20 protein-coding genes are annotated in these 17081 nt (G+C 63.1%); 16 read left to right on the top strand and 4 right to left on the bottom strand.

Going from position 1 to position 17081, the window contains the following annotated elements:
• Window positions 1–19: 19 nt before the first annotated feature.
• The 8 genes from F3J24_RS12205 to F3J24_RS12170 all read left to right on the top strand — a co-directional run bounded on the left by F3J24_RS12205 (window position 20) and on the right by F3J24_RS12170 (window position 6825).
• Complete coding sequence (locus F3J24_RS12205; RefSeq protein ID WP_167006396.1) at window positions 20–346, top strand: lipid asymmetry maintenance protein MlaB; 327 nt, start codon at window positions 20–22, stop codon at window positions 344–346.
• Between the two features lie 74 nt (window positions 347–420).
• The gene (locus tag F3J24_RS12200) at window positions 421–1356 is read left to right on the top strand and encodes an ABC transporter ATP-binding protein (protein ID WP_167006393.1); all 936 of its coding nucleotides are present in this window, start codon (window positions 421–423) and stop codon (window positions 1354–1356) included.
• Complete coding sequence (locus F3J24_RS12195) at window positions 1353–2108, top strand: ABC transporter permease (protein WP_003058656.1); 756 nt, start codon at window positions 1353–1355, stop codon at window positions 2106–2108. The genes F3J24_RS12200 and F3J24_RS12195 overlap by 4 nt, the downstream gene beginning before the upstream one ends.
• Before the next feature lie 74 nt (window positions 2109–2182).
• Window positions 2183–2425, top strand: a complete 243-nt coding sequence (locus F3J24_RS12190) for a BolA family protein (protein WP_003058653.1) — start codon at window positions 2183–2185, stop codon at window positions 2423–2425.
• 92 nt (window positions 2426–2517) lie between these two features.
• A complete protein-coding gene (gene murA / locus F3J24_RS12185) occupies window positions 2518–3789 on the top strand; it encodes a UDP-N-acetylglucosamine 1-carboxyvinyltransferase (RefSeq protein WP_167006390.1) in 1272 nt (423 codons plus the stop codon).
• Window positions 3786–4448, top strand: coding sequence for an ATP phosphoribosyltransferase (gene hisG, locus F3J24_RS12180; RefSeq protein ID WP_205244726.1), 663 nt, complete (start codon window positions 3786–3788; stop codon window positions 4446–4448). The genes murA and hisG overlap by 4 nt, the downstream gene beginning before the upstream one ends.
• A gap of 21 nt (window positions 4449–4469) precedes the next feature.
• On the top strand, window positions 4470–5786 hold the full coding sequence (hisD, locus tag F3J24_RS12175) for a histidinol dehydrogenase (RefSeq protein WP_167006387.1): 1317 nt from the start codon (window positions 4470–4472) through the stop codon (window positions 5784–5786).
• A 211-nt stretch (window positions 5787–5997) separates the two neighbouring features.
• Window positions 5998–6825 (top strand): hypothetical protein, encoded by an 828-nt coding sequence (locus tag F3J24_RS12170; RefSeq protein ID WP_240154316.1) that lies wholly within the window; start codon window positions 5998–6000, stop codon window positions 6823–6825.
• Window positions 6826–6878: 53 nt separating this feature from the next.
• On the opposite strand, the gene F3J24_RS12165 is transcribed toward F3J24_RS12170, so the two are convergent.
• On the bottom strand, window positions 6879–7211 hold the full coding sequence (locus F3J24_RS12165; protein WP_167006381.1) for a DUF2917 domain-containing protein: 333 nt from the start codon (window positions 7209–7211) through the stop codon (window positions 6879–6881).
• Between the two features lie 153 nt (window positions 7212–7364).
• On the opposite strand from F3J24_RS12165, the gene F3J24_RS12160 reads away from it, so the two are divergent.
• The 8 genes from F3J24_RS12160 (at window position 7365) to F3J24_RS12125 (ending at window position 13938) form a co-directional block, all read left to right on the top strand.
• Window positions 7365–8801, top strand: coding sequence for a PLP-dependent aminotransferase family protein (locus F3J24_RS12160; RefSeq protein WP_167006379.1), 1437 nt, complete (start codon window positions 7365–7367; stop codon window positions 8799–8801).
• 52 nt (window positions 8802–8853) lie between these two features.
• Window positions 8854–9126, top strand: a complete 273-nt coding sequence (locus F3J24_RS12155) for a hypothetical protein (protein ID WP_043370898.1) — start codon at window positions 8854–8856, stop codon at window positions 9124–9126.
• A complete protein-coding gene (locus F3J24_RS12150) occupies window positions 9123–9563 on the top strand; it encodes a PIN domain-containing protein (RefSeq protein ID WP_167006377.1) in 441 nt (146 codons plus the stop codon). Before F3J24_RS12155 ends, F3J24_RS12150 begins: the two co-directional genes overlap by 4 nt.
• Before the next feature lie 69 nt (window positions 9564–9632).
• A complete protein-coding gene (gene hisC, locus F3J24_RS12145; protein ID WP_167006375.1) occupies window positions 9633–10751 on the top strand; it encodes a histidinol-phosphate transaminase in 1119 nt (372 codons plus the stop codon).
• Complete coding sequence (gene hisB / locus F3J24_RS12140) at window positions 10748–11371, top strand: imidazoleglycerol-phosphate dehydratase HisB (RefSeq protein ID WP_167006372.1); 624 nt, start codon at window positions 10748–10750, stop codon at window positions 11369–11371. Before hisC ends, hisB begins: the two co-directional genes overlap by 4 nt.
• Window positions 11372–11452: 81 nt before the next feature.
• A complete protein-coding gene (gene hisH, locus F3J24_RS12135; protein ID WP_167006369.1) occupies window positions 11453–12121 on the top strand; it encodes an imidazole glycerol phosphate synthase subunit HisH in 669 nt (222 codons plus the stop codon).
• A gap of 214 nt (window positions 12122–12335) precedes the next feature.
• On the top strand, window positions 12336–13079 hold the full coding sequence (gene hisA / locus F3J24_RS12130; protein ID WP_167006366.1) for a 1-(5-phosphoribosyl)-5-[(5-phosphoribosylamino)methylideneamino]imidazole-4-carboxamide isomerase: 744 nt from the start codon (window positions 12336–12338) through the stop codon (window positions 13077–13079).
• Window positions 13072–13938 (top strand): D-hexose-6-phosphate mutarotase, encoded by an 867-nt coding sequence (locus F3J24_RS12125; protein ID WP_167006363.1) that lies wholly within the window; start codon window positions 13072–13074, stop codon window positions 13936–13938. The genes hisA and F3J24_RS12125 overlap by 8 nt, the downstream gene beginning before the upstream one ends.
• 134 nt (window positions 13939–14072) lie before the next feature.
• Here the strand turns inward: F3J24_RS12125 and F3J24_RS12120 are convergent, their stop codons facing one another.
• From F3J24_RS12120 to F3J24_RS12110, 3 genes are read right to left on the bottom strand one after another with little or no spacing between them, the layout of a single operon-like run.
• Window positions 14073–14942, bottom strand: coding sequence for a DUF4434 domain-containing protein (locus F3J24_RS12120; RefSeq protein WP_205244724.1), 870 nt, complete (start codon window positions 14940–14942; stop codon window positions 14073–14075).
• A 47-nt stretch (window positions 14943–14989) separates the two neighbouring features.
• Complete coding sequence (locus F3J24_RS12115) at window positions 14990–16624, bottom strand: DUF2334 domain-containing protein (protein ID WP_167006357.1); 1635 nt, start codon at window positions 16622–16624, stop codon at window positions 14990–14992.
• A 32-nt stretch (window positions 16625–16656) separates the two neighbouring features.
• Entirely contained in the window at window positions 16657–16980 is a 324-nt protein-coding gene (locus F3J24_RS12110; RefSeq protein ID WP_167006354.1) for a hypothetical protein, read from the bottom strand.
• Between the last annotated feature and the right edge of the window lie 101 nt (window positions 16981–17081).

Raw genomic sequence — 17081 nt, 5'->3', positions numbered from 1 at the left:
GCAAAGCGCTTCAGACGTCATGGCCCGCTCAGCTAGCAACCCTCTGCAACTGCCCAAGGAACTGACCTATCGTCAGGGGCGCGACTGTCTGCTGCGCCTGCGCCCGCTGGTCACCGGCCATGCGGATGCCCGGGTGGTGGTGGATGCCAGCGCCGTCAAGGTCTTCGATTCGGCGGCCCTGGCCGTGCTGCTGGCCTGCCGGCGCGCTGCGCAGGAGGCGGGCAAGCAGCTCATCGTCGACGGTCTGCCCAAGGGGTTGCAGTCCATGGCCGCGCTGTATGGAGTGGACGGCTTGCTGATGCCCGCTCCTGTGCCCGATGCGGCCGCCACCGCTCAGCAGGGCTAGGCTGACCAATCACTGTGTCCGGCTAAGCCCCGCCAAGGCAGAGGCTGTGGGCAAGCCCTAGAATCATGGGCTCCATGTCCGCAGTCTCATTCCAATCCGTCTCCAAGACCTACCGCACCCCCAAGGGGGATTTCCAGGCCCTCAAATCGGTGAGCCTGGATATCGAGGAAGGTGAATTCTTCGGTCTGCTCGGCCCCAACGGTGCTGGCAAGACCACGATGATCAGCATCCTCGCCGGACTGGCGCAAGCCACGGGCGGGCGCGTGCTGGTGCAGGGCAGCGATGTGCAGGCCGATTACGCCGATGCACGCCGTAAGCTGGGCATCGTGCCGCAGGAGCTGGTGTTCGACCCCTTCTTCAATGTGCGCGAGGCCTTGAAGTTCCAGTCCGGGTACTTCGGCGTCAAGAACAACGACGACTGGATCGACGAGCTGCTCGACAGCCTGGGCCTGACGGACAAGGCCCACAACAATATGCGCCAGCTCTCGGGCGGCATGAAGCGCCGCGTGCTGGTGGCCCAGGCTCTGGTGCACAAGCCGCCCATCATCGTGCTGGACGAACCCACGGCCGGTGTGGACGTGGAGCTGCGCCAGACGCTGTGGCATTTCATCGCCAAGCTCAACAAGCAGGGCCATACGGTGCTGCTGACCACCCACTATCTGGAAGAGGCCGAGGCTCTTTGCAGCCGCGTGGCCATGCTCAAGCGCGGCGAGATCATCAAGCTCTCGCCCATGAGCGAGCTGCTCAAGTCGGCTTCCAGCAATGTGCTGCAGTTCAAGACCGATAGCGCCCTGCCCAAGGCAGTGGCTGACAGGGCCCGGGTCACCGGCCGAATCGTGCAGATTCCCGCCGCCCATGCCGGCGATGTGGAGCAGCTGCTGGCCGCTTTGCGCGAGGCGGGCGTGACCCCTGAGGATGTGGAGATCCGCCGTGCGGATCTGGAGGATGTGTTCATCCACATCATGAATGAAGGCTCCAGGACACAGGCTCCTGCAGGAGGTGTCCAATGAACGGCTGGCAGACCCTGCTCAAGAAGGAAGTGCTGCGCTTCTGGAAGGTGAGCTTTCAGACCGTGGCCGCACCGGTGCTCACGGCCGTGCTGTATCTGCTGGTTTTCGGCCATGTGCTCGAAGGCCGGGTCATGGTCTATGACCGCATCCCCTACACCGCGTTTCTGATTCCCGGTCTGGTGATGATGAGCATGTTGCAAAACGCATTTGCCAACAGCTCATCCAGCCTGGTGCAGAGCAAGATCATGGGCTCGCTGGTATTCGTGCTGCTCACGCCGCTGTCGCATTGGGCCTGGTTCAGCGCCTATGTGGGTGCGGCGATTCTGCGCGGCCTGCTGGTGGGGCTGGGCGTGTTTGTTGTCACCTTGTTCTTTGCGGTGCCCGACTTTGCCGCGCCGCTGTGGATTCTGGTGTTCGGCTTTCTGGGTTGCGCTCTGATGGGCACGCTGGGCCTGATCGCCGGCCTCTGGGCCGAGAAGTTCGACCAGATGGCGGCCTTCCAGAACTTTCTGATCATGCCCCTGACCTTTCTGTCCGGCGTGTTCTACTCCGTGCACTCGCTGCCCGGCTTCTGGCAGGCGGTCAGCCATGTCAACCCGTTCTTCTACATGATCGACGGCTTCCGCTATGGCTTCTTCGGCCAGAGCGATGTCTCGCCCTGGCTCAGCTTTGCCATCGTGGGCGCTGCCTGGCTGGCTGTGAGCGCGCTGGCCGTGCACCTGCTGCGCATCGGCTACAAGATTCGTAACTGATTTTTAGAATTGACGCAGGGCTGCTTGCGAGACAATGACCGGTTTCGCCAGCTTTTGCGCATAAAGGTTCCCCCATGACTGCAGACCAACTCAAAGACCTGATCGCCGCCGGCCTGCCCTGCGAGCATATTGCGCTGGAAGGCGATGGCCGACATTGGTTTGCCACCATCGTGTCTGCGCAGTTCGAAGGCCAGCGTCTGCTGGGTCGTCAGCGCCTGGTCTATGCCACGCTGGGCAACCGAATGGCGACCGATGAAGTCCATGCGCTGTCCATGAAGACCTACACCCCGGCAGAATGGACGGCTGCCCAGGCCTGAGGCGGCTTGCAAAGCAAGATTGATAGCTGTCAGCGCTTTATACATAGGCGCTGAGTGCATTTTTTACCCATAAACATTCAAGGCTTGAAGCCATGGACAAACTCAAGATCCACGGTGGTCGTCCCCTCAAGGGCGAAGTAATCATTTCCGGCGCCAAAAACGCCGCTCTGCCTGAAATGTGTGCCGCACTGCTCACCGCCGAGCCCGTGCATCTGCACAATGTGCCGCGTCTGCATGATGTGGCCACCATGCGCAAGCTGCTCGCCAATATGGGCGTTCAGACCGAAACCCATGGCGAACGCGGCGGCATGAGCTTTGTGGCTCCCGACAGCCTGACGCCCGAAGCGCCCTACGAGTTGGTCAAGACCATGCGCGCCTCGGTACTGGCCCTGGGCCCGTTGCTGGCCCGCTTCGGGCACGCCAAGGTGTCGCTGCCTGGCGGCTGCGCGATCGGCTCGCGCCCCGTGGATCAGCACATCAAGGGCCTGCAGGCCATGGGTGCCATCATCACCGTGGAAAACGGCTATATGCTTGCCAGCCTGCCCGAAGGCCGCAAGCGCCTGAAGGGTGCACGCATCACCACCGACATGGTGACCGTGACCGGTACCGAGAACTTCCTGATGGCCGCCACGCTGGCTGAAGGCGAGACGGTGCTGGAAAATGCCGCCATGGAACCCGAAATCACCGATCTGGCCGAGATGCTGATCAAGATGGGGGCCCGGATCACCGGCCACGGCACCAGCCATATCGTGATTCAGGGCGTGGACAAGCTGCATGGCTGCGAGCACCAGGTGGTGGCCGACCGTATCGAGGCCGGCACCTTCCTCTGCGCCGTGGCTGCCACCAGCGGCGAAGCCTTGCTGCACCACGCACGCGCCGACCATCTGGGCGCCGTGATCGACAAGCTCAAGGATGCGGGCGTCAGCGTGGACTGCGTGAACGGCGGCCTGAAGGTGGCGTCCTCCGGCAAGCTCAAGGCGCAGGGCTTTCGCACCACCGAATATCCGGGCTTTCCCACCGATATGCAGGCCCAGTTCATGGCGCTGAATCTGGTGGCCGAAGGCACCAGCATGGTGACCGAGACCATCTTCGAGAACCGCTTCATGCACGTCAACGAGATGGTGCGCCTGGGTGCGCGCATCACCACCGATGGCCGCGTGGCGACCATCGAAGGCGGCAAGCGCCTGTCTGGCGCCACCGTGATGGCGACCGACCTGCGCGCTTCGGCCAGCCTGGTGATTGCCGGTCTGGTGGCCGAGGGCGAGACCATCGTCGATCGCATCTACCACCTGGATCGTGGCTACGACCGCATGGAAGACAAGCTGCGCGCCCTGGGCGCCGATATCGAGAGAATTTCCGCATGAGCACCGCAATGCCTGTGACCATCGCCCTGTCCAAGGGCCGCATTTTTGAAGAAACCGTGCCCCTGCTGGCCGCTGCTGGCATCGAGGTGACCGAGGATGTGGAAAAGTCGCGCAAGCTGATTTTCGACACCAACCGCTCCGATGTGCGCGTGGTGCTGGTGCGTGCTTCGGACGTGCCGGTCTATGTGCAATACGGCGGCGCGGATCTGGGCGTCTCGGGCCTGGACTCGTTGATCGAGCATGGCGGCCAGGGCCTGTACCAGCCGCTGGACCTGCAGATTGCCAAGTGCCGCGTCAGCGTGGCCGTGCGCAACGGCTTTGACTACCAGCTGGCCGTCAAGCAGGGCGCGCGTCTGCGCATCGCCACCAAGTACCCCGAGATCGCCCGCAACTTCTTTGCCAAGAAGGGTGTGCACGTGGACATGGTCAAGCTCTACGGCTCCATGGAGCTGGCACCGCTGACCGGCATGGCCGATGCCATCGTCGACCTGGTGTCCACGGGCAACACGCTCAAGGCCAATGATCTGGTCGAGGTCGAGCCTATCATGGACATCAGCTCGCGTCTGGTCGTTAACCAGGCTTCGCTCAAGCTCAAACAGGCTACGCTGCGCCACATCATCGATGCGTTTGCGCAGGCCGTTGCCGCCAAGAACAACTGATTTTCCCCACTGGTGAATACTATGGAATTCGTAGCTGCCCCCGCCCGTCTGTCAACCGCTGATGCCCAGTTCGAGCATGATTTCGCGCAGCGTCTGCATTGGTCGGCGGACACGGATGCAGCCATCGAGCAGCGGGTCGCCGACATCCTGGCCGATGTCCAGGCCCGCGGCGACGCCGCCGTGCTGGAATACACGGCGCGCTTTGACGGCCTGCAGGCCGATTCCATGGCGGCGCTGGAGCTGACCAAGCAGGAACTGAAGGCTGCCTTCGACAGCCTGCCAGCTGCCGAGCGCGAAGCGCTGGAGTCGGCGGCACGCCGCGTGCGCAGCTATCACGAAGCGCAGAAAAAGGCCAATGGTGAGAGCTGGAGCTACCGCGACGAGGATGGCACGCTGCTGGGCCAGAAGGTCACGCCGCTGGATCGCGTGGGCATCTATGTGCCCGGCGGCAAGGCTGCCTATCCTTCTAGCGTGCTGATGAACGCCATTCCCGCCCATGTGGCCGGTGTGCCCGAGATCATCATGGTCGTGCCCACCCCTAAGGGTGAGAAGAATCCGCTGGTGCTGGCCGCCGCCTATGTGGCTGGCGTGACGCGCGCCTTTACCGTCGGCGGAGCCCAGGCTGTAGCGGCGCTGGCCTACGGCACGGCCACCGTGCCCAAGGTGGACAAGATCACCGGCCCCGGCAATGCCTATGTGGCCAGCGCCAAGAAGCGCGTGTTCGGCATCGTGGGCATCGACATGATTGCCGGCCCTTCGGAAATCCTGGTGCTGGCCGACGGCTCGACCCCGCCCGAATGGGTGGCCATGGATCTGTTCAGCCAGGCCGAGCACGACGAGCTGGCCCAGTCCATCTTGCTGTGCCCCGATGCTGCCTATCTTGATGCCGTTCAGGCGGAGATCGACCGCCTGCTGCCCGAGATGCCGCGCAAGGCCATCATTGCCAAGAGCCTGAGCGACCGCGGCGCGCTGATTTTGACCAAGGACATGGAAGAGGCTTGCGCGATCAGCAACCGTATTGCGCCTGAGCATCTGGAAGTCTCCAGCCGTGACCCGCACCGCTGGGAGCCTTTGCTGAGGCACGCCGGCGCCATCTTCCTGGGCGCCTATACCTCCGAGAGCCTGGGCGACTACTGCGCCGGCCCGAATCACGTTCTGCCCACCAGCGGCACGGCACGCTTTTCCTCGCCTCTGGGGGTGTATGACTTCCAGAAGCGCAGCTCCATCATCGAAGTCAGCGAGGCCGGTGCCCAGATCCTGGGCAAGACCGCTGCCGTGCTGGCCTATGGAGAAGGTCTGCAGGGTCACGCCCGTGCAGCCGAAATGCGTCTGAAGTAAATCGGCAAGCGCTCTCCTCTCAAAGCCGTGGCCAGCCCACGGCTTTTTTCATTGCAGAGCAGGTCGGCATGCCCCCCGTTCCGGGGCAAATCATCTCGAGATGTTTCATGGTGCAGGAAAGAGCGGGTTTGCTGTGACACTCGGCGGGCTGCGTGGCAGCGCAGCATTCAATAACCAATCACAACAAGGGAGCGTGAAGATGAATCAGGTCATGAGTTCCTGGCCGCGACGCGGCTGGCGGCTGCTGGGCGGACTGCTGCTGGTCGCGGGGCTGGCAGCCTGCGGTGCACCGCCTTCGTCCCAGGTCGCAGAGAGCGCGGCGGCAGCGCCGCGCACGCCCAGGGTCGAGTCCACGCTGGGCACGCAATGGGGTGAAGGGCGGGAGTCCGCTACCAAGGTGGTGCACGCATCGCGCCTGACGCCCGAGCGTCCGCGCGATGTGAGCCAGCTTCGCTATTCGGACGAGCACAGTATTCTGCGTGCGCTCGGCAACTCCGCTGAGCGGCAGACCAATGCGCTGCTGGCAGACGGTGATGTGGAGCTGCAGCTGCTCGACGGAAGCGGATCGGTGCTGCGCATTTTTTCCGCGCGCGGAGCCCGGGACTTCCATGTCGCGGGTCGCCATGGTGAGCGCTATGAGCTGGTCTACACCAATCGCAGCAATCGCTTCTACGAAGTGGTGGCGACGGTGGATGGTCTGGATGTGCTGAGCGGCCAGCCTGGCAGCGTGCACAGCAGCGGCTATCTGCTGCGCCCCGGTGAGCGGCTGGTGATCGACGGCTTTCGCAAGAACGACCGCGAGGTGGCGGCATTTCGCTTTGCGGGCAAGGGCCGGGCCTATGCCAACAACACGCCCGCAGGCGATGCGCGCAATGTGGGTGTGATTGGTACGGCGCTGTTTGATGTGCGTCTTGACGAGCGCGACCCGGATCTGCCCCGCCGCTCTACGCAAGGGATGGAACCACGCGATTCCCGGGACCCCGTAGCCTTCCCGGCGGATGGCCGGCAGTATGCGCCGCCGCCGCAGTATCGGCGCTGAGGCCGGTTCTGCGCTGCCGTGGCCCTAAGCTGGCCAGCCTTTGACATGAGGCCTCAGGCCGCTGCGGCTGTGGCTGTGGCCGGCACTGTGGGTGCTGCAGTTGCGGCAGGAGATGATGAAGTACGAACGCGAGCACGGCTCCAGCGCAGGGTCGCGTCCTGTGAGCCTTGCGTGCCGAGATAGAGTCGGGCGGGGCCGTCAAAGCGCAGTGATTCGCCGGCCTGCAGAAAGTAGTCCCTCGGCTGTCCTTCGCAGGTCAGCCAGACAATGCCGCTTTGTGCCTGCAACCAGAGGCTGAGACCGGCGCCCAGATGCATGGTCTGCACCGAGGCGGCAGCTTGCAGGGACAAGGTTTTCCAGGAGGAGGTGGCGAGAGCTGAGTTCATGCCTCCGACTTTGCCGAGCATAGATCTGTACTGCCAGCCACAGCGGCAGTGGATCTGGATGAGTACAGATACCTGGGGCCGGGTATCTGTACTGCTCGTCCTGGCTGTCATCTGTGCTGCATGAGCTTGTCTGTGCCAGTACAGAATCTGCCCATGGATTTTGATGCGTCGACACCGTTATATCTGCAGATTGCCGGGCAACTGAGTCAGGCCATACGACAGGGGGCGCTGGCCCATGGGCAGAAACTGCCTTCGGTACGCATGCTGGCGCGGCAGTATGGTGTGGCACAGACCACGGTGGTACAGGCCTATCACTGGCTGGAGGATGCCCGGCAGGTCACGGCGCGGCCGCGTTCGGGCTTTTTTGTGGCGCCACGCGCCGTCCAACTGCCCGAGCCCAAGATTGCCCGGCCCATGCGTCGTCCACGGGCCGTGTCGCTGGACTGGCTGGGACAGCGCGTGCTGGGGCGGGAGCAGCCTGAAGGCATGGTGTCATTCAGCAGCGGTACCCCGGGCATCGATCTGCTCAACCCCGAACGGGTACGCCGTGCTTTGACCCGTGCCGTGCAAAAGCACCGCCACCTGCTGTGTACCTATCCAGGCTCGGACGGTCATGAAGAGGCACGCCGTGCACTGGCGCGCTACGCCGTGGGCTTGGGCTGCAGTCTGGACCCGGATAGCATTCTCATTACTGGCGGCTGCATGGACAGTGTGGCCCTGTGTCTGCGTGCCGTGACCCAGCCTGGCGATGTGGTGGCACTGGAGTCGCCCACACATTTTTCCTTTCTGGAGGTGCTGCAGGCCTTGCAGCTGAAGGCCCTGGAGATACCCTGCCACCCGCGCCACGGTCTGTCGCTGGATGCTCTGCAACTGGCGCTGGAAACCCAGCCTGTCAAGGCCTTGCTGCTGGTGCCAACGCTCAGCAATCCGCTGGGCAGCTGCATGCCCCAGGCTGAACGCAAGAAGCTGGTGCAGCTTGCAGTTCAGCATGAGCTGCCGGTGATCGAGGATGCCATCTATGCAGATCTGGCCGAAGGCGATGCTGCCCGGCGTAGCCTCAAGGCCTATGACGGCACGGGCCAGGTGATGCTGTGCCATTCCTTTTCCAAAACATTGGCGCCGGGCCTGCGCCTGGGGTGGCTGGAGGCCGGGCGCTGGACGGACAAGGTGCGCAAGATCAAGGAAATGCAGGCAGGCGGTCAATCGGCAGTCCTGGAGCTGGCTCTGGCCGACCTGATCTCGCAGGCCGGCCATCATGCCGCCATGCGCCAGTTGCGTGCCGTCATTGCTGCACGGGTCGAGCAAGCCAGACAAGTGATTGCGCAGAGCTTTCCTGCCGGCACGCGGGTCAGCGATCCTCCGGGCGGGTTGCTGCTATGGCTGGAGCTGCCGGCGCCACTGGATGCCATGGCTTTGCATCAAGCCTGTCTGTCCCGGCAGATCCTGATCGCGCCCGGAATGTTGTTTGGTACTGCCGGTCGCTTCCGGCACGGAGTCCGTGTGGGACTGGGAGGCGACTGGACGGCGCAACATCTGCAGGCCTTGCGTCAGGTGGGAGCCATCGCCTGCTCCCTGCTGGCGTCGGTGTGATTTCTGGGTACACGAATTTCGTGTTGCACGAAATTCGTGTACTATGCGTGGCATGAAGAACGTCACCATCACCGTCGAAGACAGCGTGCTTGACTGGGCGCGCATTGAAGCGGCCAGGCGCGGCAGCAGCGTCTCGCGCATGCTGGGTGACTTCATGGCCGAGCTGATGCAGCGCGAGGATGCCTACGAGCGTGCCTATCTGGCCTGGCGCACCGATGAGCGCACCTGGCAAGCTGCCGGCCAGTCGGCAAAATCCCTGGCGCGCAGTGCCAGCAGCAAACGGGCTGCGGTGCACAGCAATGCCGAAGCCGAGGTGGCCAAGTGAAGCCTGTGTTTGTCGATACCTCGGTGCTGATTGCCGCGGAAGATGCGGCCGGCGGTGCGCTGTATGCGGCCACGCTGGAATGGCTGGATCTGCTGTGGCGCAGCCGCAGCGGCCGCACCAGCAATCAGGCCCTGGTGGAGTTCTATGACCAGGCGACCACGGCCGCCCAGCCCCTGCCTCAGGGCGATGCCCGCGCCGCCATCCGCCGTTACCAGACCTGGACGCCCTGGAAGACCGACGCCGCCACGCTGGAGACGGCCTGGGCCGTACAGGCCCGCCATGCGCTGGATTTTGGCGACTGCCTGGCCGTGGCTTGCGCCCAGCACAGCGGCTGCAATCAGATGCTGAGCCTGTATCTGCCCCACGGGGCGGAGTTTGGCGGTGTGACCGTGGTGCACCCGCTGCAGCAATCTGCCCGTGAGAATCTTGAGGCTTGAGCGCCACGACCGCAGAGACCCGTATCGACTGCATTGGCCAACGCAAGCCTCGTGTGAAGGAGTGAACCCATGACTGCTCAAGACATCCAGACCAAAGCCCTGCAACGCATCCGCACCGATGTGCGCGCCATGCAGGGCTACCATGTGCAGCCCGCGCAAGGCCTGCTCAAAATGGACACGATGGAGAACCCCTACCGTCTGCCGCCCGAGTTGCAGCAGAAGCTGGGCGAGCACCTGGGCGCGCTGGAAATCAACCGCTACCCCGGCGAGCGCCAGGAAGTGCTCAAGCAGATGCTGGCCGACTATGCCGGCGCCCCCGCCGGCACCTCGGTGCTGCTGGGCAATGGCTCGGACGAGATCATCACCCTGCTGGCGCTGGCCACGGCCCAGCCCTGTAACAATGCCCGCGCCAAGATGCTGGCGCCCATGCCGGGCTTTGTGATGTATCCGCTGTCTGCCAAGCTGCAGGGGCTGGATTTCGTGGGCGTGAATCTGACGAGCGACTTCGACCTCGACGTGCCGGCCATGCAGGCCGCCATCGCCGAGCACCAGCCTGCCATCACCTATATCGCCTATCCCAACAATCCCACGGCCACGCTGTGGGCCGAGGACAAGGTGCAGGCCGTGATCGATGCCGTGGCCGAGATCGGCGGTCTGGTCGTGATGGACGAGGCCTACCAGCCCTTCGCCAGCCGCAGCTGGATCACCCGCATGAAGGCCGACCCCGGCCGCAATGCCCATGTGCTGCTGATGCGCACGCTGTCCAAGTTCGGTCTGGCCGGTGCGCGCCTGGGCTATCTGATCGGCCCTTCGGCCATCGTCAACGAGATCGACAAGGTGCGCCCGCCCTACAACATCAGCGTGCTCAACTGCGAGACGGCGATTTTTGCGTTGCAGCACGAGTCGCTGTATGCCGAGCAGGCCGCCGCCATCCGCGCCGAACGCCAGCCGCTGATCGATGCCCTGACCCTGCTGGACGGCGTGCAAAAAGTCTGGCCTTCCGAAGCCAATATGGTGCTGCTGCGCGTGCGCGATGCCGGCAAGGCCCAGATCGAGATGAAGCAGCGCGGCGTGCTGGTCAAGAACGTATCGGCCATGCATCCCCTGCTGCACAACTGCCTGCGCCTGACCGTGGGTACCCGCGAAGAAAACGCCCAGATGCTGGCGGCACTGAAAGAAAGCCTATGAGCAATATCGTCCCCTCCATCGTCCAGAACCTGCCGCGCATTGCCGAAGTGCAGCGCAACACGGCCGAGACCCGCGTCGCCGTGCGCGTCAACCTCGACGGCACGGGCAAGGCCAGCCTGAACTCCGGCATCGGCTTTCTCGACCACATGCTGGACCAGATCGCACGCCACGGCCTGATCGACATGGACATCGAATGCGCGGGTGATCTGCACATCGACGGCCACCACACGGTGGAAGACATCGGCATCACCCTGGGCCAGGCCTTTGCCAAGGCCATCGGCGACAAGAAAGGCATTCGCCGCTACGGTCATGCCTATGTGCCGCTGGACGAAGCCCTGAGCCGGGTCGTCATCGACTTCTCGGGCCGTCCCGGTCTGCACATGGATGTGAAGTTCACGGCCGGCAGCATCGGTCAGCTCGATACGCAGCTGGTCTTCGAATTCTTCCAGGGCTTTGTCAACCACGCCGGCGTGACGCTGCACATTGACAACCTCAAGGGCTTCAATGCCCACCATCAATGCGAAACCATCTTCAAGGCCTTTGCGCGCGCCATGCGCTTTGCGCTGGAGCATGATGAGCGCATGGCAGGCGTGATCCCTTCGACCAAGGGTGCTCTGTAATCAGGAGCTTCATGCGCCTGTTCACACTGAATTTCAAAGCTCTTTGTCTGTAAAAACAAATCTCCATAAGCGGTAGCTGCTATGAGTTTGAAGAACAACACCGTGGCCGTGGTTGATTACGGCATGGGCAATCTGCGCTCGGTCTCGCAGGCTGTGCGCACGGCCGCAGCCGATACCGGCTGGGACGTAGTCGTCACGGCCGATCCCGAGGTGGTACATGCCGCCAACCGCGTGGTCCTGCCCGGCCAGGGTGCCATGCCCGACTGCATGCGCGAGCTGCGCGAATCGGGCCTGCAGCAGGCCGTGCTCGATGCTGCTGTCAACAAGCCGCTGTTCGGCGTCTGCGTGGGCATGCAGATGCTGCTCGATCACAGCGACGAAGGCGATGTGCCGGGCCTGGGGCTGATTCCCGGCAATGTGCGCAAGTTCGGCCTGGAAGGCAGGACGCAAGCCGACGGCAGCCGCTTCAAGGTGCCGCAGATGGGCTGGAACCAGGTGCAGCAGACGCAGCAGGGCGACAAGCCCCATGCGCTGTGGGCCGGAATTCCTGACGGCAGCTTCTACTACTTTGTGCACAGCTTTTATGCGCTGGTGCAACAAAGCGCGCATTGCGCGGCCGAGACCGACTACGGCGGCCTCTTTGCATGTGCCGTCGCACGCGATAATATTTTCGCTACCCAGTTCCACCCCGAGAAAAGCTCGGACCAGGGACTGGCGCTGTTCCGCAACTTCCTGGGCTGGAAGCCCTAGGGTCAACATTGAACAAGTCTTTGCGCCCATCGCATCCCTGGCTTGGGCGGTCTGCAGCGTTGCAAATCCTCGCCGGGCGATCAGCCCGGCTGTGGTTTGCGCCTCGCAGCCCATCCCAATCCAGTGCGCGCTGCATCGCAGGACTTATTCATTGTTAACCCGATTTTTTCAACCGGCCATTTCTGACGGCCAAACTTGCTAGCAGATCACCATCATGTTGCTCATCCCCGCTATCGACCTCAAGGACGGCCACTGCGTTCGCCTGATTCAGGGTGATATGGACCAGTCCACCACTTTCGGTGAAGACCCCGCAGCCATGGCCGCAAAATGGCTGGATGCTGGCGCCCGTCGCCTGCACCTGGTGGACCTGAACGGCGCCTTTGCGGGCCAGCCCAAGAACCTGTCGGCCATCAAGAGCATCCTCAAGGAAGTCGATGGCGAGATTCCCGTTCAGCTGGGCGGCGGCATCCGTGATCTGGACACCATCGAGCGCTACATCGATCTGGGCATCGAGTACCTGATCATCGGCACCGCTGCCGTGAAGAACCCTGGTTTCCTGCAGGATGCCTGCAGTGCCTTTCCCGGCCACATCATCGTGGGCCTGGACGCCAAGGACGGCAAGGTGGCGATCGACGGCTGGAGCAAGCTCACCGGCCAGGATGTGATCGAAACCGCCAAGCGCTTCGAGGACTGGGGTGTGGAATCCATCATCTACACCGACATCGGTCGTGACGGCATGCTCAGCGGCATCAATATCGAGGCCACCGTCAAGCTGGCCCAGTCGCTGAAGATTCCGGTCATCGCCTCGGGCGGTCTGGCCGGCATGGCCGACATTGAAGCGCTGTGCAAGGTGCAGGACGAAGGCGTGGAAGGCGTGATCTGCGGTCGCGCCATCTATACCGGCGATCTGGACTTCGCCGCAGGCCAGGAGCGTGCGGACGAACTCACAGGTGAGTGATTTGACGTTTCAGGCCCAGGCCCTGGACTGGAAAGGGCTTCCCGCGATTGCCCTGAAGCTGGTCCAGGGGGACTCGGTGCTGATCTGCCTGCAGGGCGCCCAGGTGCTGTCCTGGGTCGGCCTGGGGCAGGAGCGCCTGTTCCTCAGTCCCCGCGCATCTCATGACGGCAAGAGCGCCATTCGCGGCGGCATTCCGGTCTGCTTTCCCCAGTTCAATCAACGTGGCCCGCTGGTCAAGCATGGCTTTGCGCGCATCAGCCACTGGCAGGCCGATGCCGCGCATCCATCGGGCGAGGATGGTGCGCAGATCTCCCTGCGCCTGACAGACAGCGAAGCCACACGCGCCGTCTGGCCGCATGCCTTTGAAGCCGTGCTCACGGTCGAGCTCAGGCCTGGCATGTTGCGCGTGGAGCTGGCTGTGCATAACCGTGGCCGACAGGACTTGTCCTTTACCGCCGCCTTGCACGGCTATCTGCGCGTGGCCCAGGTCGAGCAGGCCAGCTTGCACGGCCTTGAAGGGTTGAGCTACTGGGACGCGGCTGCGGCCTTGCCGGACACCCATGTCACGCAGACGGGTTCCGTAGCCTTCGGTGTGGAAACCGATCGTGTCTATCCCCGTGCGGCGGCAGCCCTGCAGCTGCAAAGCTCGGGCCAGCCCTGGCTGCAGCTTGCACAGGATATGCCCTGGAGCGAAACCGTGGTCTGGAATCCCGGACCCGCAATGTGCGCCACGCTCCAAGACATGGAAGCCGACAGCTGGCAGCAGATGCTGTGCGTGGAGGCGGCGGCCATTGATGCGCCTGTGGTTCTTGCAGCCGACCAGCGCTGGCATGCGGCGCAAACCTTCGAATGCCTTTGAAGCACTGAACGGGCAGGGGTGAGGCCACCCCGAGCCTGGATCGGTCCACGTGCGCAGACCTGTAGGCCGCCAGCCTGTCCAATCCTGTCGCCGGCTCCATGGGCCAAAGCCGCAGTAGCAGGGCGGAGGCCGACTCAGCGGGGTTTGCTGCCCAGGGCATCTGCCAAGGCATCGACCAGAGGCGGATTCAGATAATGCGGACCGTCAAAGGCGAAGACCGTCCAGTCCTGGTAGGCCGCCAGCTGCGGCAGAAACTCCTCTGCCATGGCGCTGCGAAAGCCGCCGCCCGGCGCAGGCCGGAAGGCCTCGGCAATCACGCGCACACGCGCATGTCCCAGATGGGCCGTCAGCATTTGCAGATACTCGCGCGCCACGGAAGGCGTGCGCGCGTGCACGCCGACGCCGTCCTGGAAGAACACGCCCACGTCTTCCGGTATCCAGCGCATGATCCAGTCCACCAGCGCCTGAGGCCCCATATTGGCATTGTCATAGGCGCTGATCCACAGCGGACGCGGCAGTTTGTTGAGCACCTCGGTGAGCTGACTGGGCGCTGCCCAGGTGGGATCGACTTCGACCGGGAAGTACCAGCCAGCAACCCGCAGCGGCAGCACTGCGATGGCCGCCTTCAGGGCGTAGGACTGCATTGCCAGGTCCGCGAGGCTGGCGCGCGCCCTGGTCTCGTCATGCATGCCGGCCAGGCCAAGAATCAGCTCCTGCGCCCAGGGTTCGGTCGCGATGCGCTCCCAGTCCGGCAGGTTGCGGCTTATCGCGGGTAGATAGGTGCCGGGCACCAGGCTCAGATGGTCCACGGCCGTCCATTGCACCAGCAGGCGTCGGATACCCAGGCGCTGCCATGCGCCTTGAGGGCGCAGCGTGGCGGCACTGGGCTGCCAGACCATGCCAGGCAGGCGCAGGCCGGGCTTGGCCTGCGCCTCGGGCAGACCACAGGCCAGCGCCCAGGCCAGGCCCAGGGCCTCGCGTCTGCTGCATCGTTGCATCGTCATATCGATGGGGTCGAGCGCTTTCTCCCTGCGGAGAAAGCGCTTTTCCTTCAAGGCAGCTGACTGGGAACCGTCCAGGTGAAGCCCAGATTGGAGATGCCGCTGACCAGGCTCTTGAAGTCCGCCAGACCAGGGGTTCCAACCTGCGGCTCCAGCCAGAACGGGTGGAAGAAGAACGAGGCATAGCCGTCACGCACCGTCTTCACATACTGGGCATTGGTGAGGATGTCCTGCCATGTGTAGTTGTAAGACGAGGTTGGGTCGATCAGGTGGATGTCGTACTCGATGTTTCCCAGGCTTTCGGGGAGCACCTTCTGGCCGTAGTAGTCGGTCTTGATGGGGTAGGGGAAGATCTGGCCCACGGCAAAATCCTTCTCCACCGCAGCGGTCAGATTGGGCGTGTCAGCGGTGTAATACACCACGCGCTGATAGGTCTTGGCAAAGACCTGCGTGCTGGCCTTGGAGGCCAGCGCCGAGCCCTGATAGTGCGGAGTCTCCCAGGCGGTGGGGCGATAGCCGTTGAGGTTCAGCTCCAGCAGGCCGGCCCGGTAGCGTCCCAAAGCCCAGGCGGTCGAGTCTTCCGCAACAGGCTTGTTGTTGACGATGTCCCAGAACTCGTAGTCATCGCCGCTCACAGCCGTATAGCGGTTGCGCACATTGCTGTACTGGTGCGTATAGCCATGCATGACGACTTCGCCGCCGCGTGCCAGCGCATAGTTGAGCGCGGTCTTCAGGTTCGTGGCCTGCGACATGGGCACCTGCATCGGCACTCCCGAGTTGTAGACGCCAAGTGGATCCTTGTAGTACGGAATGGTCGCAATCGAGAACGGTATCCGCAGCTGATATAGATAGTCCGTCAGCGATTTCATCGCCGTCACGCTGACCAGAGCGCCCACGTCTTCAAGCCGGACCATGGCCTTGTGGCTTTCGGCATGATTCACGCCCAGCATGTCGTGCAGGATGTCGGTGAGCACCAGATAGCGGTCACGTGGCCCGATATAGCTGAATGGCAGATCCGCCACATACCAGAAGTTGCCAGACCTCACCACATAGGGTGCCTGCTCGCCAGTCTTGGGGTTGGACATGGAGACCAGGTTCTGCGCCTTGGTGGTGTCGGTGATGGCCGTCAGCCCGACATCGGGATCCGCATTCACGGTGCCGGTGCTGCTGTCGTATGCGTAGTATTTGACAAAGGGCAGGCTCTTGTAGGTGATGGTGTCAAAGAACCCTGGCGTGGTGTTGCTGGAGGTCGGCGCGGCATTGAGGCCTCGCAATGCCGTCAGGTTGAAGCCATAGCGGGACTGGAAGCCGTAGGTCGGGTCCCAGGCAAACTGCCAGAGGTTGTACTTGAACCAGACGATGGTCTTGCTCGAGCTGGCGGCATCGGCCATGAAGGCGGCGGGAACAGGGTTGTCGTAGTACGAGCCGAGATAGAACGTGGCGTCGTAGCCGCTGAGCTGGCCTGCCGTGTAGTTCTGCACCGGGACCATATCGACCTTGCTGTCGAAATGTCCGAGCAGATTGCGCAGCATGATGGCATAGCCGAATCCGAGCTTGGTATAGGCCGTATTGGGCGGCGCGTCATAGAGGATCAGGGTGCGCGGGCCTGTTTGCGCAAAAGCGCCAGGGCTCGCAAAGAGCATGGCGAGCAGCCATGCCCCGATAATGCGTCCTAGGGTTTTCATGAGACTCTCCTGAGATCTTTACACGATGGGGTCTATTGCTGCTGGCCACGGAAGGGGCCGCCCGGATTGGGCTTGTCCTTCGGTGGACTGCCGGGGGACGGGTTGCCGGGTTTGACCGGCAACGCATCCAGCGTGTCATCCCGTGTGAAATCCTTCTTGAAATGTCCTTTGTGGTGGTGCGCACGTTCGTTGCGCTTGCGTTCTACGGGGGATGCACCGACATCCATGCGGATCTGGGCGCTTCCAGGTGGCAAGGGTGGAGGCATGACGTTGGAGGCCTGGGACCAGTTGGCCCAGCTCAGCAGCGCCAGCGCGAGCAGTGCGCGCATGGCCTGCCTTTGATCGAGGGAGTGCATGAGAGTCTCCTTTCTGGGGGCAGAAAGAAAAAGTGTCAAAGAACACCATCTCCACAAACTCTAGAAATGGCGATGGGTTCCGGCCTTGCAGGCGTGCCGTC

Source organism: Comamonas sp. Tr-654 (assembly GCF_011752915.1).
Taxonomy (GTDB): domain Bacteria; phylum Pseudomonadota; class Gammaproteobacteria; order Burkholderiales; family Burkholderiaceae_C; genus Comamonas.
The sequence above is the reverse complement of the archived record's forward strand: the minus strand, read 5'-3'. Positions and strand labels throughout refer to the sequence as shown.